We start from the raw sequence: 20,169 nt of genomic DNA on the forward strand, positions 1-20,169 counted from the left end.
ACAAACATCCGGACCGATCCTATGGCACAGGTAAACCAGGGAGTGCGCGAGACCGTGTATCCTCAAGCAGCCCAGACCTTCTACCGGACACTGTCGCAGATCGCGATCAGCGCCGTGACTCCGATCGCGGCGGTCCTCGTCGCCCTTGCCTTCGGCGCAGCCCTGCTGTGGCTCAATGGCTTCAACGGCAGCGACATCGTCACCGTCATGATCTTCGGCTCGTTCCAGGACATGCGTTCCGTCGGCGAGATATTGCTGAAGGCAACGCCGCTGATCCTCATCGGCGCCGGCCTTTGCGTCGCCTTCCGCTGTTCGATCTGGAACATCGGCGCCGAAGGCCAGCTCTATGCCGGAGCGATCGCCGCCACTTTGGTCGGCACCAGCTTCACAGGGCTCTCCGTCTGGGTCCACGTGCCGCTCGTCATGCTGGCCGGCGCGCTCGCGGGGGCGGCCTGGGCAGGCATTGCCGGTTATCTGAAGGTGCGTTTCCAGGCGAGCGAGATCGTCACCACGATCATGCTCAACTATATCGCCTTGATCCTGACGAGCTACCTCGTCACCGGACCGATGCGCGATGCAAGTGCAGCCTATCCACAGTCCGCCCGCCTCATCCGGGAAGCCTGGACGCCGCGCATCGTCTCGGACATGCGGCTCCATATCGGCATCCTCGTCGCCATCGTTCTGGCGGTCGCGCTCTACATCTTCCTGCAACGCAGCAGCCGCGGCTTTGCGCTGCGCGTCGTCGGCCTCAACCCGCACGCCGCACGCTATGCCGGCATGCAGGTTGCCCGCAACGTCATGCTCGCCATGTGCATTTCCGGCGCGATGGCGGGGCTTGCCGGCGCCTTTGAGGTGGCGGGCGTCACGCACCGGCTCTACCAGAACATCTCGCCCGGCTACGGCTTCGAAGGCATCGCGGTCGCGCTGCTTGCGGGCAACAATCCCCTTGCGGCGATCGTCTCGGGCGGGCTCTTCGCGACGTTGCGCTCCGGTTCGGAGGTGCTGCAGATAACCTCGCAGGTACCGCAGGTCCTCGTGCTGGTCATCCAGGGCATCGTCATCCTTTCGGTCGTCGCCTTCGCCAAGCTGCGCGACATCCTCAGGATCGTGGCTTGAAAGAATGGAAACTCCCGCGGGGCGCCTGAGCCCCAAGGGAAAACAAAACCTTAGGCGACCTTCCTGAAGGGTATCTCCATGGACGACATGATGTTTCTCACCTTCCTCGCGACGCTGGCCGGCGCCGCCTGGAGACTTGCGACGCCCCTGATCTTCGCCTCGATCGGCGAGGTATTCTCCGAACGGGCGGGCGTGCTCAATATCGGGCTGGAAGGCACGATGCTGGTCGGCGCCTTCTGCGGCTTCGCGGCGGCCTTCGCCACCGGAAGCGTGCCGCTTGGCCTTCTGGCCGGCATCGCGGGTGGCATGCTGTTCGGGCTGCTCTTCGCTTTCTTCACGATCACCATCAAGGCGGACCAGATCGTGGTGGGGGCGGCGCTCAACCTGCTCGGCATGGGGCTCACGGCCTTCCTGTTCCGCACCTACTATGTCTCGACCGGCAAGGGCATCGAGATCGCCCAGCCCGTGCACATCCCTTTCCTCAGCGATATCCCCTTCCTCGGCGAGGCCTTTTTCCGGCAGAACCTCATCGTCTATTCGACGGTTCTCGTCGCCATCCTCGCCAGCCTCGTGCTCTTCCGCACCTCCTTCGGGCTCACACTGCGGGCGGTCGGCGAACATCCGAAAGCCGTCGACGTCGCCGGTCGCAATGTCGCGGCCTATCGTTACGGCGCGGTCATGGTCGGCACGGGGCTTGCCGGCCTCGGCGGCGCCTTCCTGACGCTCGGCCATTCGAACCAGTTCGTCGAAGGTATCACGTCGGGTCGGGGCTTCATCGTGCTGGCCGTGGTTGTCTTTGCAAGATGGTCGCCGATCGGCGCCTTCTTCGTCTCGCTGCTCTTCGGCCTGTTTTATGCTTTGCAGCTCATGCTCCAGGCACAGGCATCGATCATCGTGCCCTACCAGGTTCTGCAGGCGCTTCCCTACATCATGACGATCATCACGCTCGTCGTGCTCCGCGGCAAGGGCGCGGCCCCGAGCAAGCTCGGCCAGCCCTACGAGATGAGGTAACGGACATGTCCCAGAAACCCTTCCTGCGCATCGACAATATCCGCAAGCGCTTCGGTCCTATCGTCGCCAGCGACGGCGTGTCACTGGAAATCGAAGAGGGCGAAATCCACTCGCTGCTCGGCGAAAACGGGGCGGGCAAGAGCGTGCTGATGAGCATGATCTGCGGCATGGTGCGACCCGACGAGGGCGAGATCGTCTTCAAGGGCCAGTCCGAGCGTTTCAACAGCCCGCGCGAGGCGATCCGCCAGCGCATCGGCATGGTGCACCAGCATTTCATGCTGGTGCCGAACCTGACGGTCGCGGAAAACTACGTTCTCGGCCAGGGCTCGGCGCTGCGCATCATCAACGACATGGACAAGGTGCATGCGAGGATCCGCGAACTCTCGGACCGCTACGCCCTCGATGTGCGCCCCGGCGCCATCATCGAAGACCTCTCGGTCGGCGAGCAGCAGCGCGTCGAAATCCTGAAAGTCCTGTTCCACGGTATCGACCTGCTCATCCTCGACGAGCCGACCGCCGTGTTGACCCCGCAGGAGACCGACCGGCTGCTCGCCCTGATGGGCGATCTCGTCAAGGACGGCAAGACCGTCGTCTTCATCTCGCACAAGCTCGACGAAGTGATGCGCGTCAGCAACCGTATCAGCGTCATGCGCGACGGACGCGTCGTGCACACCGTCAATGTCGGCGAAACGAATGCGCGCGCGCTGGCTCACATGATGGTCGGCCGCGACGTGCGCATGGAGCTGCCGCGCAGCCCCGAGCCGCCCGGCCGCGTCGTGCTGTCGGTCGAAAACCTCACCTGCCGCGCCGAGACCGGCCTTCCCGCCGTGCGCGGCGTGAGCCTCAACGTGCGCTCAGGCGAGATCGTCGGCATTGCCGGCGTGTCCGGCAACGGCCAGACGGAACTGTCGCTCGCCCTTTCCGGCCTGCTGCCGGTCGATGGCGGCCGCGTGATGCTGAGCGGCAAGGACATTACTGGTCTCGACCCCGCCCGCATCAATGCCAGCAGCTTCTCCCACATCCCGGAGGACAGGCACAAACACGGCATCGTCGCCTCGCTGTCGCTCAGCGAAAACACCATTCTCCAGCGCTACGACCAAAAACCCTTCGCAAGCCGTGGCATGCTGAACCGCCGGGTGATCGGCGAACACACGCGCGACCTCATCAAGCGTTTTCGCGTGAAGAGCCGCGACGAGGATCAGGCGATCGGATCGCTTTCGGGCGGCAACCAGCAGAAGCTTGTCGTCGCGCGCGAACTTGCCCGCAACCCGGACTTCATCCTCGTCAACCAGCTTGCCCGCGGCATCGATATCGGCGCGATGGAGTTCGTTATGGAGGAGATGCTGAAACAACGCGACAACGGTCGCGCCATCCTGCTCATCTCCACCGAACTCGAAGAACTCTTCGCGATCTGCGACCGCATCCTCGTAATGTTCCACGGCGAAATCCTGGGCGAGCTGCCGCCGGACCGAACCCGGCTTGACGAACTAGGGTTGCTCATGGCCGGCCAGACGGAACAACCAGCACTTGTCGGCTAGACAGGATAGAAGCGGCAGGGTTTGATGGCGTCGCATAACAGGAGGGCCGCGCGTCCATGAATATTACTCTGCGGCAACTCAGGGCCTTCATCGCGGTGGCGGAACTCGGCCAGTTCAATCTGGCCGCCCGCAGCCTTCATCTCACCCAGTCGGCGGTCAGCATTCTCATCCGCGACCTGGAATCGGAAATCGGCGTGCGCCTGTTCGACCGGCACACGCGCATGGTCTCGCTCACGCTCGTCGGCCAGGAATTCCTGCCGCAAGCGCGAAAGATCCTGAAGGATCTGGAGCTTGCCGTCGGCGATGTGCGCGACAATGCCTCGCTGAAACGTGGCCAGGTGACGATTGCCGCAGCCATCGTGCTTGCCGCCACCATCGTGCCGCCGATCATTGCGCGGTTTCTGCGCATGTATCCGGAAATCTCCGTCAATATCCGCGACATGCCGGAGGAGCAGATAAGCCCGGCGCTCAAGCGCAACGAGGTGGACATGGCGATCGGCACGCTCTCGGAGGACGACCCCGAGATCGCCGCAACCCCGCTTCTTCGCGACAAGCTGATGCTGTTTTGCCGCGAGGACCACCGTTTTGCCAAGCGCAAGTCCGTGCGCTGGAGCGAATTGCAGGACGAAAACCTGATCACGCTCGCCGCTGCTAATCCGCTGCGCAACATCGTCGAACACAATCTGCTGCGCGTCGTGCCGAACTATCGGCCGAAATACGAGGTTCGCTTCTCGACCACCGCCATCAGCATGATCGCCGCCGGCATGGGCGTCGCCGTTCTACCGGAAAACTCCAGCCAACTCGCCTCCGCCGTGCGGGTCACGACGGTGGATCTCGCCGATCCCCATGTCATGCGCGACGTTTCGCTGCTACAGCGCCTTCATCACAGTCTCTCGCCCGCCGCCGAGCACCTCAAAGCAGTGTTTATCGCCAGCGCCGTCGAACGAACCACCCCGCCATAGGGCTCCTTTTCGCTGCATGGATCACGCTGAGCCACCGGAAGCAGGGCCGATGGATGACCGGGCCTCCTGCTGTTCGGCCACCGGGCGGGTCTGCGACAGCAGAAAGGCTCTCGTCTGAGGGCGAACCTGCTCCAGCAGGCTTGCACGGACGACTGCGTGGTATCCGTCCAGAAAGGCCACTTCGGGCGGCGTCAGGGCATCGAGGTCGGCCATGGCGAGGTCGATGGGGGCGAGCGTCAGCGAGGCAAAGCGGCAGAACCCGACACCATCGGCCACCACTTCCACCTGATTTTCGATGCGCATGCCGAAAGCGCCCTGTTTGTAGTAGCCCGGTTCCACCGTCATGATGTTGCCGGGCTCGAAGGCGTGGAGGTTCGGCTTGCGGTCGAAGCGGTGCGGATATTCGTGGACCAGCAGATTGTGGCCGACGCTGTGGCCGGTGCCGTGGTCGTAATCGAGGCCCACTTCCCATAGCGGCCGGCGCGCGAAGGCATCCAGCTGGTGGCCCTGCGTTCCCGCCGGGAAGCGCGCGGACATCAGGGAAACAAAGCCCTTGAGCACGGCCGTATAGGCAACCGTCATTTCTGCGGTCGGTGTACCGAGCATGACGGTGCGCGTAAGATCGGTGGTGCCGTTCCCATATTGCCCGCCGGAATCCACGAGATAGGGCGCGGCCGTGCCGATCGGCGCATCCGTCTCCTCGCTCGCCGCATAGTGGCACATGGCGGCATTGGCGCCAGCGGCGGAAATCGTGCGAAAGCTCGGCTCAAGGAACCCCGGCCTCTCCTGCCGAAAGGCCAGCAACTGGGCTTCGGCCTGAAGTTCGGTGAGGGAGCCTGCGCTTGCCTGCCGCGCTGGGATCTCCAGAGAGAGCCAGGCAAGGAAATCGGTGACGGCGATACCGTCTTCCAGATGACAATCGCGATAGCCCTGCAATTCGGCCTGCGTTTTCAAAGCCTTGGCAAGGGTGATCGGGCTCGTCTGCGGTACGAGCCGCCCACCCGCCGCATATATGCGGGCCTGAACGGCGCTCGGCGCGAAATCTGCGTCGATCATCGCCGCCTTCCCCGCCGCCACCTCGGCAAGCCGTTCTAGGAAACGTTCCGGTGGAGAGAGGGCTACGCCCTCCAGTTCATAGGCATCGAGATCATTGCCGAGCTTGCGGCGGTCGACAAACCATTCGAGCCGGTTTTCCGCGTCAAGCAGCAGAAAGGAGTGCGGCACCGGGTTCATCGGCACGTCGGAGCCGCGCACATTCAGCAGCCAGGCGATATTGTCAGGCAGGGTTTCGACCAGAACATCCGCGCCGCGCTGCCGTATGTCCGCAGCGATGCGTGCGCGTTTGCTGGCGGCAGTTTCCCCTGCGGTCTGTGGCGACATCGCCCTGATGGCCCCGAGCGGGCGCGCCGGACGGGCGCGCCAGATCGTGTCGAAGGGGTCGGCATCGAGCGCGACCAGCTCCGCCCCCGCGGCGGTGCAGCCACCGGCCAGCCTGTCGTAGAGGCTGCCGGCCACCAGCATCGTATCGATGCCGACGCGCCAGCCAGACCGCGCATGGTCCTTCAGCCAGCCGTCGAGCGGATCGTCGTGCAGGTGGTGCACCTCGAAGAACGACAGATCGACTTCCTCGCGCACCTGTACCTGATAGCGTCCGTCCACGAAGATGAGCGCTCTGTCCTTCAGGACCAGCACCAGCCCGGCCGAACCGGAAAAGCCGCTGAGATAGCGCAGGCAATCGTCGCGCGGCGCCGTCACCTCGCTCTGGTGGGCGTCGGTGCGCGGCACGATCAGCCCGTCCAGCCCGGCCGCGTCCAGCCAGCCGCGAAGCGCCGAAAGCACCGGCGCACGGTCGTTTATGGTCATGTCATTCGCTTTCGTTTAGCGGCCGGCCTTCAGCGGACCACCCTTTTCGGCCACCATCGCGACGAGCCGTTCGAAAACCGCGCCGGACTGGCGGATGCCGTCATGCTCGAATTCGTTGGTGATCCAGACATCGACATTGCCGACGGCACGGGACGTCTCGAGTGACAGGCCCGCATCGACATACATGTCGTCGTGGTAGACGACCGCCGAGACCGGCACGGCATTTTCGGCAAGCCGAGCCTTGTCGTAGAGGCGGCTGTAGCGCGGGCGGCGCGCAAGCGCCTCGGCGGCGGCGCGGAAAGGCTTCAGCAGCGCGACCTCCTCGAACATCGAGGGATATATCATCTCGCCGGTAAAGAGCAGCGGCCGCGCTGTGGCGTCGAATTCCGGGAATTCGGCAAGCAGGCGTTCGGCCGACCATGCCGTCGCGCCCTCGCCCTGCCCGTAGATCGCTTCGTGGATTGCGGCAAACAGCGGGTTGCCGTTATAGGCGGTCAGATGCATGAGCGAGCCGAGGAACTGATCGGACAGGCGATCCGGCGCGGCAAAGGCCTCGTCGAGCAGCCAATGGATATTCTCGAAGCCTTGTCCCATGCCGAAATCGAGACCGAGGCTCTGGAAACGCCGAACCGAGAGGCGGTCGCCATCGGGCAGCGTCACCGGGTTGGCATCGATGAAATCGGCGATGCGGGCAGTGAGTGCCCTGTCGTCCGGATAGCGCTTGTAGAACAGGTCGTTCTTGGCACGCACGCGCGGATAGGTATGGCGGTAAACCGTATCGACGGACGGGTCGATGCTCGGGATGCCACCCGCGACGTAGCAGGCGGAAAGACCTTCCGGTGCGCGGCTGAGATAGGTCAGCGTCAGGAAGCCGCCATAGCTCTGGCCGAGCGTCTGCCAGCGCTCGCCGTCGAAGGCGGTCTTGCGCAGATGTTCGAGGTCGTCGACGATGGAATCGGCGCGGAAGCAGGCAAGGTAATCAGCGCCCGCCTCGCCGTCGAAGCCTGCGATCGTCGCGGCATCGACCGGTGTCGAGCGCCCGGTGCCACGCTGGTCGGGCAGGATGATGCGATGGGTCTTCAGCGCCTTGGCGAGCCAGGGCGGGCTGTTCTTCGTCGGACGCGGGGATTTGCCGCCCGGCCCGCCCTGCAGGAAGCAGAGCAACGGCAGCGCCTCGTCCTTGCGGGTAGGATCGACCACTTCCCGGGCGAAGAATTCGATGCTCCTGCCCTGCGGATTGTTCCAGTCGAGCGGCACGGTCACGACATGATCGCGCACATGCAGGCCGGGGATGGTGTATTCGGAGACGATCATGGACTTTCCTCAACGGACTCGCGGGTCAAGCAGCACGTAAAGCAGGTCGACCACGATATTGGCAATGACGATGAACACGCCGCCGAGCAGCACGACACCGATGATGATCGGCCGGTCCTGATTGGCAACCGCCTGCACGGCGAGCGCGCCGACGCCTTGCAGGCCGTAGACCTGCTCGATGACGATGACCCCGCCCAACATGAGGGCGATATCGGCGCCGAGCTGCGTGACGAGCGGCGTCAGGGCTGCGCGCATGCCGTGTTTCCAGACCACCCGGCGCTCCGAAAGGCCTTTGGCACGGGCCGTGCGGATATAGTCCTCGCCCATCACGTCCAGCATCTGGCCGCGCGTGAGGCGGGCATAGATCGCCGCCATGGTCAGCGCCAGCGTCATCCACGGCAGGGCAAGATGCCAAGCCCAGAGTACGGGATTGGAGGAGAGCGCCTTGTAGCCGCCAGCCGGAAACAGCGTGAAGCCCGACTGCTTCGGCAGGAAGTAGAGCAGGTAAAGCGACATCATGCCGAGCACGAAGGTGGGGAAACTGAGGCCGACGAGGATGAAGGCCTGCCCCAGCCGGTCGCGCAGACTGCCGACATAACGCGCCGACATGATGCCGATCGGCACGCCGATGGCAAGCCACAGCAGTGCGCCGCCAAGCACCAGCGACAGCGTCACCGGGATGCGCCTGAGGATGATCGGCGCGACCGGCTGCTGGTTGCGATAGGAGAAACCGAGGTCGCCGGTGAGCGCCTTCTGCATGAAGGCGCCGTACTGCACGATGATCGGCCGGTCGACGCCAAGATTCTTGCGGATCTGCGCAAGCTGGCTTTCGGTCGCCTTGTCGCCGGCGATCATGCGGGCGGGATCGCCCGGCGCCACGAAGAACAGGAAGAAGACGAAGGCCGACAGGACCAGCAAAACGCCGGCGCCGAAACCGATGCGATGGGCGAGGAAGCGGATCATGACTTGCCTCCTGCCTTGGGTTGGCGCTTCAGGCGGCGGGCGGTGCGGGCGCTCTTGGGATCGAGCGCGTCGCGCAGGCCGTCGCCGAGGATGTTGAAGGCGAGCGTCGTCATCAAAAGCGCGGTGCCGGGCACGAAGATCAGCCACCAGGCGACGAGATAGAGCGAGTTGGAGGACGCGTCCGCCAGCATGCCGCCCCAGCTTGGCGTCGGCGGCACGATACCCATGCCGAGGAAGGAGAGCGTCGCCTCGAAGACGATGGAATTGGGGATCTGCATGGTCGTGTAGACGATGATCGGTACCGCGAGATTGGGCAGGATGTCGACGACCATGATCGAGAACGGCCCCGCGCCGAGCGAGCGGCTTGCCAGCACGAAATCCTGCCGGCGCAGCGAGATCACCTGGCCGCGGATGACGCGAGCCATCGGCGCCCAGCTGAAGAAGACGATGACGGCAACGGAGAGCTGGAGGCTCGGCCCGAAGGCCGAGACCAGTGCCAGCGCGCAGAGCAGGAACGGCACGCTCATCACCAGATCGGTCAATCGGCTGAGGACGAGATCGACCGTGCCGCCGAAGTAGCCTGCCGTCGTGCCGACGATGACAGCGATCAGCGAGGCGAGCATGGAGGCGAAGACGCCAACCAGCAGCGACACCCGCGCGCCATAGGCGAGCCTGACCAGCACGTCACGGCCGAGCTGGTCGGTGCCGAACCAGAATTCCGCGCCCGGCCCGACAGGAATCCCGGCCGGCGAAAGGCCCGTCTCGCGGAACTGCTCGATGGGCGAATGGCCCGTCATCGCCGCGCCCCAGGGAGCCGCGATCGCCAGCACGATGACCGCGAAGATGACGCAGAGCGCCGCCATGCTGGCCGTATCGCGCCGGAGCCGCCGCACCGTCAGCGCGAAGGAGCCGCGCTGCACGATCTCGGTCTGTGGAGAGGTTTCGGTCGTCGTCACCTTGCTCATGATGCCACCCGTGTCTCGACCAATGACCGGCGCTCGCGCTCGGCGAAAGCCGGTAGCGTCTTGGAGGCCGAAAGCAGCGTTCGCGTATAGTCGTGCTGCGGATCGGAAAACAGCCGCTCGGTCGCCTCCATCTCGACGATGCGTCCGTCCTGCATCACCGCGATACGGTCGCAGACATGGCGGACCACCGAAAGGTCGTGGGAAATGAAGAGGTAGGTCAGGCCGAGATCCCGCTGCAGTTCGCGCAACAGGTTGAGGACCTGCGCCTGGATCGACACGTCGAGCGCCGAGACCGGCTCGTCGCAGATGATCAGCGCCGGGTTGAGCGCCAGCGCCCGGGCGATGCCGATCCTCTGGCGCTGCCCGCCGGAAAATTCGGCGGGAAAGCGATTGTAGTGCTCGGGATTGAGGCCGACGAGTTCCATCAGGTGGCGTACCTTCTGCCGCCGCTCCTCGCCGCTTGCAATGCCATGCAGACGGAAGGGATCGCCGATGATGGCGCCCACGCGGCGACGGGGATTGAGGGAGCCGAAGGGGTCCTGGAAGACGAGTTGCACCTGTTGGCGCATCTCGCGCCATTGCCGCGCATCGAGCGTGCCCATGTCACGGCCAAGCACGCGCACGCGGCCGGAGGTCGCCGGCACGAGCCCGGCGACGATGCGCGCCAGCGTGGATTTCCCGCAGCCGCTTTCGCCGACCAGCCCGACCGTCTCGCCGCGCCCGACCGTCAGGTCGATGCCCTTCAGCACGTCGAGCGACCGCTTCGGACCGAAGAAACTGCCGACCTGGTAGGTGAGACGCACATCCTCGACCTCCGCCACCGGCTCGGGTGCCGCTGATTTCGTCGCAGCGACTGCGGCAGGGGCGACCGGCCGAACCATACTTGCCCCTTCCTCCAGCCAACAGAGGGCTTCGACGCCGTCGCTGTAGCGGCGCAGCGGCGGCGGCTCGCTGGAACAGCGCGGCAGGGCCTCCGCACAGCGCGGCGCGAAAACGCAGCCGGCAGGCGTCGCAAGAAGGCTCGGCGGCCGGCCACCAATCGGGGCAAGCTCGGTGCCGGGGCGGTAATTTGCAGGCGTCGAGCGCAGAAGCCCGGCGGTATAAGGATGTGCCGGCGCACGAAAAACGTCCGCCGCCCCGCCATATTCCAGCCGGTTCCCGGCATACATCACCATGACGTCGTCCGCGACGCTGGAGAGCAGGCCAAGATCGTGGGTGATGAGGATGACCGTCGTACCGAATTCGCGCCGCATGGTATCGAGCAGTGCCACGATCTGCGCCTGCACGGTGACGTCGAGTGCGGTCGTCGGCTCGTCCGCGATAACGAGCGCTGGCTTCAGGATCAGGGCCATGGCGATCATCACGCGTTGGCGCATGCCGCCGGAAAACTGATGCGGATAATCGTCGAAGCGTTCGGCGGGGGATGGGATGCCGACCTTGCCGAGCATGTCGACGACGCGCGCCCGCGCCTCCGCCGGGCTGATTTTTTCGTGTGCATGCAGCACCTCGGCGATCTGCGCGCCGATGGTATAAAAGGGATGCAGGCTCGAAAGCGGATCCTGGAAGATCATGCCGATACGCCCGCCGCGCAGGCGGCGCATCTCCTCCTGCGGCAGGCCGATGAGATTGCGCCCTTCGAACCAGACCTCGCCACCGATGTCGGCATTGGGCAGGAGCCCCATCACCGCCTGGGTCAAGACACTCTTGCCCGATCCGGATTCCCCGGCAATGCCGAACAGCGAGCCCGGTTTGATGGAGAAGGAGACGTTGCGCACCGCATGCACGGTGCCGTCCTCGGTCGGGATATCGACGGTGAGACCCTTCGCTTCAAGAATAGCCAAGCCAGAACCCGTTCGTCTGCAGAGGAAAGGAAATGCCGGCGGCGACGGGTCGCCGCCGGCTGGGATTTCAGCCGATCAGCGTTCCAGCCAGAGGTTGGTCCAGTCGCCTTCGACGCCCAGCGCATAGGGCTGGTAGTTCTTTACCGCCTCGCTGCGATAACGCGGGTTCTTGTTGGCGATCAGCGGCACGACCGGTGAATCCGCCATCACCAGTTCATCGACCTCGGCCCAGAGCTTGGCCGTCTCCTCGGGCGTCGTGGCATTGATCGCATTGGTGGCGATCTCGTTGGCCTTCGGATTGTTGTAGTCGGTATAGTTATAGGTCTGGTGCGTGCCGTCGAAGGTGAACTGCGGTTGGAAGACCGAGCGCGCCGCGCCGCCCACCCAGTCCGGCGTCCAGCCCACGGGCGCGATGTCCCAGGTGCCTTCCTTGGTGTTGACCGGGTTGGTCATGAACTTGGAGTAATAGTCGGCCGCGGTGACCGGCGTCATTTCCAGCGTGATCCCGGCGCGCGCAAGGCTCGCCTGCAGCGTTGCGGCGGTCGCCACCTCCAGGTCCTTGTTGCGATAGGGCATCTTCAGCGTGATGCCATCGGGGAAGCCGGCTTCGGTCAGCAGGGCCTTGGCTTTTTCCGGATCGCCCTTCGCTTCCGGCGAGGGATAGAGGTCGAACTTGTGATGGCCAAGCACGCCGATGCCGAAAATGCCGTTTGCCGGCTCGGCGACGGTCGCTCCGCCCCATTGCTGCACGATGGCCGCCTTGTCGACGGCGTATTGCAGCGCCTGGCGCACGCGCAGATCCTTCAGCGCGCCCTTGTTGTTGTCCGACACCGTGTTGATGAACAGGAAGTTCGTGTTGCCGGAGGACATCGCCGTCAGCTTCTCGTCACCGGTGGCGGCAAGCGTGGCGAGGATCGCGGTCGGCACGTTGATGTCATAGGCAAGGTCGGCATCGCCGGACTGAAGCTGCTGCATGATCGCGTCGGCCTGCAGGCCCATCGTGATGTCGATCTCGTCGACATAGGCCTTGCGCAACGGGTCGCTCTCGGCCTTCCAGGCCGGGTTACGCACCAGCTTCAGGCTGGTATCGGGCGTATATTCACCGATCGTGTAGGGGCCGCTGCCGATGAAATTGGCGCGATAGTCCGGGCTGTCAGGAATGTAGTCCAGCGTTTCGACGGCGGCCGGTGCGGGCATCGGCAGGGAAAGCATGTAGACGAAGTCGCCGGCCCGTTCCTTGAGCTTGAAGATCACCGTCTTGTCGTCAGGCGTCTCGATGCCGGTGACGTCGTTGGCTTCCAGATAGGCCTTCATCGCAGCCGCCGTCGGCTCGACCTTGGCAAAGCCGTCGCAGAATTCGGACAGGCCGGAGATCAGCGCCGTGAAATAGGTGAGCGTCGATGCCTGCATATGCGGGTTGCAAAGGCGCTTGAAACCACGCTCCACATCGGCCGACGTGATCTGGCGCGCGCCGGAGGGGGCATTCCACATCGCACCGTCGCGCAGGGTGAACGTATAGGTGAGGCCGCCGTCGGTCGGCTGCGGAACCTCGGTCGCGAGATCACCGACCGGCTTGAGCGCGACATCCGGATCGGCCGAGGCCTCGTAGCTGACGAGCTGGCGGGAAATGGCGCGCATGAGATTGTTGGTCGGAACCATGCCGGCAAGCGCCGGGTCCATGTGATCGGGCTCGCCCGTGGCCAGAATGCGCAGCACGCCGCCGGTCTGCGGCTCCTCCTGCGCCAGCGCGCTGCCGGCTTGCAACGTGCCGATCACGGCCGCCGTCGCCATCAGGAACTTCAAGTTCTTCTGCATCCGCATGGGTTCCTCCCTTTGAGCCCTATCCTCACGAGGCAGAGTCATTACTCAAAATTTGAACCATTGCAAAAGAAATTGAGGGGTTGTAGTAAAATTTTTGTAGGTCAGGGAATGGTGAGCGTAGAAGGGGGCAGCGTTCGGCGCAATCCTCTCGGTGAAGCCGTTCCGTGCATCGACATTGCGGATGCCATGGCTCATATTTCGGCAAATCGAACCGATCCGCAAACAGGTGTTGCAATGCCGCAAGAGGCGAAAGCGAGAAAGAGGGACGTGGCAGACAACGTCGCGGAAGACACGCTCGGTAAGAAGATACGCAAGCACCGCCGTGCCATGGACATGACGCTGCAGCAGGTGTCCGAGCGCGTGGGGCTTTCCATCGGCTTCCTGTCGCAGATCGAACGTGGCGCCTCGACGCCCTCGCTCGCCTCGTTGTGCAACATCGCCGAAGCCCTCGGCACGAATGTCGATGCCTTCATCAAGGCGCCGCGCCAGTCGGGCTCGGTATCGCGGCAGGGCGAACGCACGTCCTTCAGCCTTGGCGATGCGCGCCGCACTTACGAATTGCTCGGCGGCAGCTTTGCCAATGCAAAACTCCATCCGACGCTGGTGCGCCGTCCGCCGGGCCACGTCTCAGAGATCATGCACAACGAGGGCGAGGATTTCGTCTATGTCCTGGAAGGCTGCGTGCTGCTGGAGGTGAATGGCGAGCGCCACATCCTCAACAAGGGCGACTCCATGCATTTCCAGTCGCATCTGCCGCATCGCTCGGCGACGCTTGGCACTGAAACGACGCTGGAACTATGGGTCCGCACGCAGCCGCTGTTTCTCTAGACGCGCGCATAGGCAAAGAAAAAGAGCGCCCTTCACTCTTTTTTCGAACGGCGAGGGAATAATCCCGAGGGCATCGGTGTCTTGACATCGGCGGCACAAAAAACCGCCGTAACGATGGGAGACGACCATGAAGTTGCTGATCCTTTTGCCATTCGCCGTTGCCGCCCTCACGGGCAGCGCGTTTGCCGCCGAACCGTTCAAGACCGTGAAGACCGACAAGGGCGAGGTTCTCGCGGGCGAAAAGGGCATGACGCTCTATACGTTCAAGAAGGACGAGAAGGGCGAGTCCTACTGCTACGACAAATGCGCCGCCAATTGGCCGCCGGCCGTCGCCGCTTCCGATGCCAAGGCGGAGGGCGCATATTCGCTCGTCACCCGCAAGGATGGCGCCAAACAATGGGCCAAGGATGGCATGCCGCTCTACTACTGGATCAAGGACAAGAAGGAAGGCGATACGACCGGCGACGGCGTGAACGACGTCTGGCATGTCGCCAAGCCCTGACCAGCCGAAGAAGCCTGAGGATGGCAGGCGGGAGGGCATCGCCTCCCCGCCGCCGTCTTTCGACGCGCAGATTCTGGCACTGCTGCCGCAGCTCAGGCGCTATTCGCGCAGCCTGACGCGCTCGGATGCCGAAAGCGACGACCTGCTGCAGGACTGCGTCGAGAAGGCGCTCGTCAACCGCGCGCAATGGCGCGGCGCGAACATCCGCGCCTGGGCCTATCGCATCATGACCAATCTCCACCTCAACGCCCGCCGCGCCGTCGCGCGCCGGCCCTCCGTGGGCATCGAGGAGGCGGAGGGCGTTGTGTCGAATGTCCTTGCCACCGATCCGCTGGAGCGCAATCGGCTGGTGCGGGCGCTCGAAGACCTTCCCGACGACGCACGCGCCGTGTTGATGCTGGTCGCGGTGGAGGGCCATTCCTATCAGGAGGTCGCCGGTATCATGGAGATCCCGCTCGGCACCGTCATGTCGCGCCTCTCCCGCGCCCGGCAGATGCTGCGGCAGAAGCTGCAGGAAGAAAACGTGATCCATTTGCGGAGCCCCAGATGAACGAGACGCATCCCGTTCCCGAAGCGGAGCTGCACGCCTATGCCGACGGCCTGCTCGACGAGACCGGCCGCAAGCGGGTGGAGGCGCATCTTGCCGAAAACCCGGAAACCGCCCGCATGGTCGCCGACTGGCAGGCGCAAAACGACGGACTGCGCAACGCTTTTGCCGGCTACGCGACCACCCGCCCCTCCGATCTTCTGCTCGTCGCAGGCGCCAAATCACCCCGGGCACCGCGCCATTCCGCCCTGGCGGCAGCGGCAGTGCTGGTCTTCGCGCTCGGTGGCCTCGCCGGTCATTTCGGCCCGGCCCTGTTTGAAAAGCCGCCGGCTCAAACAGCGATCGAGGCGCTGCCGCACGAGGCGCGCAACGCCTATCTCATCTATGCGAGCGAAGTGCGCCACCCCGTCGAGGTCTTTGCCGACCAGGAGGCGCATCTGGCAACGTGGCTCGGAAAACGCCTCTCCATTGCCGACATGAAGGTACCGAACCTCCAGACGCTCGGCTTCAAGCTCGTCGGCGGCCGCCTGCTGCCCGTCGCCGACAAGCCGGGTGCGATGTTCATGTACGAGAACGAGACCGGACAGCGCATCACCGTCCTGATCGGCCGCAACGAGGATAACCGCGAAACGAGCTTCCGCGTCGCCGCGGCGGATAATGTCGAGACCTTCTACTGGATCGACGGCGCCCTCGGCTATGCCGTCACCGGCGACATTCCCCGCGACCTGCTGCAACAGATCGCGGAGGAGTGCTACCGGCAGTTCCCGACCTGACGGATCGTCAGACGGCAGCGTAGCGATTGAGCGGCAAGGCAGCAACCACGCTTTGCGCGACCGCATGACAGGCGACGTTCGAACCGTTCTCCGCGACCTGCAATTCAGGCCGCACCGTCGAGCAGACCTCCATGGCCAGCGGACAGCGCGGATGGAAGACGCAGCCTGACGGCGGCTTCAGCGGGCTCGGCAGGTCCCCGGTCAGCGGCGCGCGGTCGCGCTTGGGGTTTTCCATGTCCGGGATCGTTTCAAGCAGCAGCTTTGTATAGGGGTGCTGCGGGGTGTCGAAGACAGCTTGCCCCGCCCCCTCCTCCACCAACCTTCCGAGATACATCACGCCGATGCGGTCCGTCAGGAAGCGCACGACGGAGAGGTTGTGGCTGATGAAGAGATAGGTAAGGCCGAGCCGTTCCTGCAAGTCCTTCAAGAGGTTCAGCACCTGCGACTGCACGGAGACGTCGAGCGCCGAGGTCGGCTCGTCAAGCAGCAGAAGCTCGGCATCCGCCGCGAGCGCCCGGGCAATGGAGATGCGCTGGCGCTGGCCGCCGGAAAATTCATGCGGATACTTTCCTGCATCGGCCGGCGCGAGGCCGACCGTCTTCAGGAGCTCACCGACGCGTTCACGCCGCGCGTTGCCGTCCAGCGCCCTGTCCATCGGCTCGGCGATGCTGCGGCCGATGCGCCAACGCGGATTGAGGCTGCCGATCGGGTCCTGAAACACCATCTGCAAGCGCACGGGCGCGGCATCCGGCGTGTTGAAGGCGATCTCGCCCGCCGTCGGCCGGTCGAGGCCGGCGACAAGACGAGTGATCGTCGACTTGCCGCAGCCGGACTCGCCAACGATGGAAAAGGTCGTTCCCCGCTCGATGGAAAAGCTGACGCCGTCCACGGCCTTGACGATCTTGCGTCCCGAACGCGTGACGACGCGCTGCAGGAAGGGTTCGGAGACATCGAAGCTCTTGCCGAGATTGACGACCTTGATCAGTGCGGTATCGGCGGCGTTTCCCATGGCATCACTCCACCCAGGCGCCATCGCGCGCGACGATGCGGCCGCGCTTGACCACGAGGCTGCGCTTCGGCCGGTCGACGAGGATTTGCGCGCGGTTCTCGCCCTCGATCAGCACCAGGCTGCCCTCGCAGCCGACGTCGAGGCCGTGCCCTTCAAGGCCCAGCAGCGTGGCACCACGGCTGGTGCCCATGTCGAGGGCGGCCACCAGTTCCTCGTCCGTGCGGCAATAGGAACGATAGGAAAGCAGCCAGCAGCGCTCCAGCATGTCGCCATTGCCGTGCGGGTTCCAGGTGTCGCGCAGCGAATCCGAGGCGACCGCGCAACGCACACCCCGCCGCGCCAGTTCGAACATCGGCGGGAAGTTGATCTCGCCGGGAACCGCCGAGATAATGCCGATGCCCGCCTCCACGAGCGTATCGATCATAGCGTCCACCTTGTCCACCGGCCCATCGCCGAGGCAGAAGGCGTGGCTGACGACGACGCGGTTCTGCATACCAAGCGCCCTTGTGCGCTCCGCGATCATCGCCAGTTCGGACAGGCCGAGCTCGCCGAATTCGTGCAGGTGGATGTCGATCTTGGCGCCCTTGCGATTGGCGATGTCGAAGATCGTGTCGAGATGCCCCTTCGGGTCACCGTCGATATTGGCCGGATCGATGCCGCCGATGACCGAAGCGCCCTCGTCGATTGCCGCCTCCATCAGGTCGGCTGTGCCGGGATCGATCATCATGCCGAGCTGCGGGAAGGCGACCAGTTCGAGGCCGACGGCATGGTTCGTCTTTTCCCAGGCCTTCAGCACCCCGTGCAGGTTGTCGAGCTTGTAGCCGGTGGAGATATCGACATGGCTGCGGATATGGGTCGAACCCATGGCGACACACTGGCGCATCAGGTTGCCGGCGCGCTCCTCAACATCCCAGGGCAGGTTCTTGCGGATCTCCACCTCGTTGTCGATCATGGCGCGCAGCGACGGCGGCACGTTGATGCTGTGCCACGGCAGGCCCCAGAGGATCTTGTCGAGATGGACATGCGCCTCCACGAAGGGCGCTATTGCAACGGCGTTTCGCCCGTCATGCACCGGCACTCCTGCCTCGTGCGGCAGGTTTTTCCCGACGGCGGCGATCTTGCCCCCCTTGATCAGGATATCGGCGGTTTCCCCGGCATCGGGGCGGACATTGGTTACAAGCAGATCGGTCATGAAAACATTCCTGATATCAGCGCAAGCGGGGGTTCAGAACATCGCGCAGCCAATCGCCGACCATGTTCACGGACAGGACAAGAAGGACGAGGGCAGCGCCGGGGAAGAGCGAAATCCACCACTCGCCAGAGAGCAGAAGGTCGTTACCGGCGCGGATGAGCGTGCCGAGGGACGGTTGCGCCGGCGGCATGCCGAGGCCGAGGAAGGAGAGGATCGCTTCCGTGAGAATGGCGACGCCGAGGCCAAGGGTCGCCAGCACCAGCACCGGCCCGATCGTGTTGGGCAGGATATGGGTGAGCACGATGCGGGCGCCGCTGACCTTGCTGATACGCGCCGCCGCGACATAGTCCTTGCGCCGCTCCACCATGGTCGAGGCGCGCACGGTGCGGGCGAACTGCACCCAGTCGGCAACGCCGATGGCGAGGATCACGACGTAGAACCGCATCTCCTCGCGCATGGCGACCGGCATGACGATCTTGGCGACGCCGTCGATGAAGAAGGCGATCATGATGGTGGGGAAACTCAGCTGGATATCGCCGAGCCGCATGATCAGCGCATCGACCCAGCCGCCGAAATAACCGGCGGCAAGGCCGAGCAGCACGCCGATCGTTACCGAAAACAGCACGGCGGCAAGGCCGACCAGCAGTGAGATCCGCATGCCGTAGAAGATCGACGACAGGATATCGCGGCCCTGCTCGTCGGTGCCCAGCAGGTACCTGGCCGTGCCGCCATCCGACCAGACCGGCGGCAGGCGCGAATCCATGATGTCGAGCGTCGCGGGGTCGAAGGGGTTGTGCGGGGCTATCCAGTTGGCCGCAGCCGCGCAGAAGACGAGCGCCAGGAAGACGACGGTCGCGAAGATGACCGCCGGCGAGGTGCGGAAGCGCCAGGCGAAATCGCTTGCCGCCCAGTCCTTGAGAAGTCCGGTCAATCGGGTCATTTCACGCGCATCCTCGGATCGACGAGAAGATAGGTCATATCGACGATCAGGTTGATCGTGACGAAGCTGAAGCCGACAAAGGCGAGATAAGCGGCCATGACGGGGAAGTCGGCGAACTCGATCGCCTGCAGGATGAGCAGCCCCATGCCCGGCCACTGGAACACCGCTTCCACCACGATGGCGAAGGCGATGAGCGAACCGATCTGCAGGCCGACGACCGTGATGACGGGCAGCAGGCTGTTGCGCAGCGCGTGGGTGAGATAGACGGCACGGTCTGAAAGGCCACGGGCGCGGGCGAACTTGATGAAATCGGCCCGGAACACCTCCAGCATCTCGCCGCGCACGAGGCGCATGATCATGGAGATCTGGAAAACCGACAATGTAATCGTCGGCATGATCAGCGCTTTCAATCCACTTGTGGTCAGAAGCCCCGTCGTCCACCAGCCGATCTGCACCGTCTCTCCTCTTCCGAAGGCCGAAAGCCAGCGCAGCTCCACCGAGAAGACGAGGATCAGCAGCATGCCGATGAGGAACTGCGGCATGGAGATGCCGAGGAGCGAAACAAGCTGGACGATACGGCTGAGCAGGCCCTTCGGGCGAAGCGCCGTATAGATGCCCATGGGTATGCCGACGAGAAGCGCCGTGAGCGTTGCGGTCAGTACAAGCTCCAGCGTCGCCGGCAGGCGCACCAGCATCAGGTCGATGACCGGCTGGCGGTTGCGGTAGGAGACGCCGAAGTCGCCCACGGCTGCGCGCTCGACGAAGCGCCAGAACTGCACGATGGTCGGCTGGTCGAGCCCGAGCGCGACGCGCAGCTCCTCGCGCTGTTCCAGCGTGGCGTTCACCCCGAGAATGTTGTTCACGGGATCGCCGAGGAAATTGAAGACACAGAATGACAGACCCGAGACGACCAGCATGACGAGAACGACGCTGGTGAGCCGGGTGGCGAGCAAGGAGATCATCGCAGCCTCTCACGGGGAAGAG

The 20,169-nt window shown here is 64.3% G+C and carries 18 protein-coding genes; 8 read left to right on the top strand and 10 right to left on the bottom strand.

The window, feature by feature from the left end:
• Positions 1 to 21 precede the first annotated feature (21 nt).
• From MUO32_RS01720 to MUO32_RS01735, 4 genes are all read left to right on the top strand, one after another.
• Complete coding sequence (locus MUO32_RS01720; RefSeq protein ID WP_257946503.1) at positions 22 to 1,116, top strand: ABC transporter permease; 1,095 nt, start codon at positions 22 to 24, stop codon at positions 1,114 to 1,116.
• 78 nt (positions 1,117 to 1,194) lie between these two features.
• Positions 1,195 to 2,127 (top strand): ABC transporter permease, encoded by a 933-nt coding sequence (locus MUO32_RS01725; protein ID WP_257946504.1) that lies wholly within the window; start codon positions 1,195 to 1,197, stop codon positions 2,125 to 2,127.
• Between the two features lie 5 nt (positions 2,128 to 2,132).
• Positions 2,133 to 3,665, top strand: a complete 1,533-nt coding sequence (locus MUO32_RS01730) for an ABC transporter ATP-binding protein (RefSeq protein WP_257946505.1) — start codon at positions 2,133 to 2,135, stop codon at positions 3,663 to 3,665.
• A 56-nt stretch (positions 3,666 to 3,721) separates the two neighbouring features.
• A complete protein-coding gene (locus tag MUO32_RS01735; protein ID WP_257946506.1) occupies positions 3,722 to 4,627 on the top strand; it encodes a LysR family transcriptional regulator in 906 nt (301 codons plus the stop codon).
• 21 nt (positions 4,628 to 4,648) lie between these two features.
• Here MUO32_RS01735 and MUO32_RS01740 read toward each other — a convergent pair whose 3' ends face one another.
• From MUO32_RS01740 to MUO32_RS01765, 6 genes are all read right to left on the bottom strand, one after another.
• Complete coding sequence (locus tag MUO32_RS01740; protein ID WP_257946507.1) at positions 4,649 to 6,490, bottom strand: M24B family metallopeptidase; 1,842 nt, start codon at positions 6,488 to 6,490, stop codon at positions 4,649 to 4,651.
• 15 nt (positions 6,491 to 6,505) lie between these two features.
• The gene (locus MUO32_RS01745) at positions 6,506 to 7,804 is read right to left on the bottom strand and encodes an alpha/beta hydrolase (RefSeq protein WP_257946508.1); all 1,299 of its coding nucleotides are present in this window, start codon (positions 7,802 to 7,804) and stop codon (positions 6,506 to 6,508) included.
• A gap of 9 nt (positions 7,805 to 7,813) precedes the next feature.
• Positions 7,814 to 8,767, bottom strand: coding sequence for an ABC transporter permease (locus MUO32_RS01750; protein ID WP_257946509.1), 954 nt, complete (start codon positions 8,765 to 8,767; stop codon positions 7,814 to 7,816).
• Positions 8,764 to 9,732 carry an ABC transporter permease gene (locus tag MUO32_RS01755; RefSeq protein WP_257946510.1) on the bottom strand — a complete coding sequence of 323 codons (969 nt, stop codon included), beginning with the start codon at positions 9,730 to 9,732 and terminating at the stop codon, positions 8,764 to 8,766. Before MUO32_RS01755 ends, MUO32_RS01750 begins: the two co-directional genes overlap by 4 nt.
• Complete coding sequence (locus MUO32_RS01760; protein ID WP_257946511.1) at positions 9,729 to 11,573, bottom strand: ABC transporter ATP-binding protein; 1,845 nt, start codon at positions 11,571 to 11,573, stop codon at positions 9,729 to 9,731. Before MUO32_RS01760 ends, MUO32_RS01755 begins: the two co-directional genes overlap by 4 nt.
• A 75-nt stretch (positions 11,574 to 11,648) precedes the next feature.
• A complete protein-coding gene (locus MUO32_RS01765; RefSeq protein WP_257946512.1) occupies positions 11,649 to 13,394 on the bottom strand; it encodes an ABC transporter substrate-binding protein in 1,746 nt (581 codons plus the stop codon).
• Positions 13,395 to 13,661: 267 nt separating this feature from the next.
• Here MUO32_RS01765 and MUO32_RS01770 point away from each other — a divergent pair, with 267 nt between their 5' ends.
• The 4 genes from MUO32_RS01770 to MUO32_RS01785 all read left to right on the top strand — a co-directional run bounded on the left by MUO32_RS01770 (position 13,662) and on the right by MUO32_RS01785 (position 16,044).
• Positions 13,662 to 14,222, top strand: coding sequence for a helix-turn-helix domain-containing protein (locus tag MUO32_RS01770; protein WP_257946513.1), 561 nt, complete (start codon positions 13,662 to 13,664; stop codon positions 14,220 to 14,222).
• Positions 14,223 to 14,349: 127 nt separating this feature from the next.
• On the top strand, positions 14,350 to 14,724 hold the full coding sequence (locus tag MUO32_RS01775; protein ID WP_257946514.1) for a hypothetical protein: 375 nt from the start codon (positions 14,350 to 14,352) through the stop codon (positions 14,722 to 14,724).
• Positions 14,708 to 15,274, top strand: coding sequence for an RNA polymerase sigma factor (locus MUO32_RS01780; protein WP_257946515.1), 567 nt, complete (start codon positions 14,708 to 14,710; stop codon positions 15,272 to 15,274). The genes MUO32_RS01775 and MUO32_RS01780 overlap by 17 nt, the downstream gene beginning before the upstream one ends.
• Positions 15,271 to 16,044 (top strand): anti-sigma factor, encoded by a 774-nt coding sequence (locus tag MUO32_RS01785; RefSeq protein ID WP_257946516.1) that lies wholly within the window; start codon positions 15,271 to 15,273, stop codon positions 16,042 to 16,044. The genes MUO32_RS01780 and MUO32_RS01785 overlap by 4 nt, the downstream gene beginning before the upstream one ends.
• A gap of 7 nt (positions 16,045 to 16,051) precedes the next feature.
• On the opposite strand, the gene MUO32_RS01790 is transcribed toward MUO32_RS01785, so the two are convergent.
• The 4 genes from MUO32_RS01790 to MUO32_RS01805 are packed head-to-tail and all read right to left on the bottom strand — an operon-like array spanning position 16,052 to position 20,147.
• Positions 16,052 to 17,053 carry an ABC transporter ATP-binding protein gene (locus tag MUO32_RS01790; protein ID WP_257946517.1) on the bottom strand — a complete coding sequence of 334 codons (1,002 nt, stop codon included), beginning with the start codon at positions 17,051 to 17,053 and terminating at the stop codon, positions 16,052 to 16,054.
• A gap of 4 nt (positions 17,054 to 17,057) precedes the next feature.
• Positions 17,058 to 18,245, bottom strand: coding sequence for an amidohydrolase family protein (locus MUO32_RS01795; protein WP_257946518.1), 1,188 nt, complete (start codon positions 18,243 to 18,245; stop codon positions 17,058 to 17,060).
• Between the two features lie 16 nt (positions 18,246 to 18,261).
• The gene (locus MUO32_RS01800) at positions 18,262 to 19,185 is read right to left on the bottom strand and encodes an ABC transporter permease (RefSeq protein WP_257946519.1); all 924 of its coding nucleotides are present in this window, start codon (positions 19,183 to 19,185) and stop codon (positions 18,262 to 18,264) included.
• Complete coding sequence (locus MUO32_RS01805) at positions 19,182 to 20,147, bottom strand: ABC transporter permease (RefSeq protein ID WP_257946520.1); 966 nt, start codon at positions 20,145 to 20,147, stop codon at positions 19,182 to 19,184. Before MUO32_RS01805 ends, MUO32_RS01800 begins: the two co-directional genes overlap by 4 nt.
• Positions 20,148 to 20,169 lie beyond the last annotated feature (22 nt).

It is taken from the genome of Shinella sp. CPCC 101442, from assembly GCF_024704725.1.
Taxonomy (GTDB): Bacteria; Pseudomonadota; Alphaproteobacteria; order Rhizobiales; family Rhizobiaceae; genus Shinella.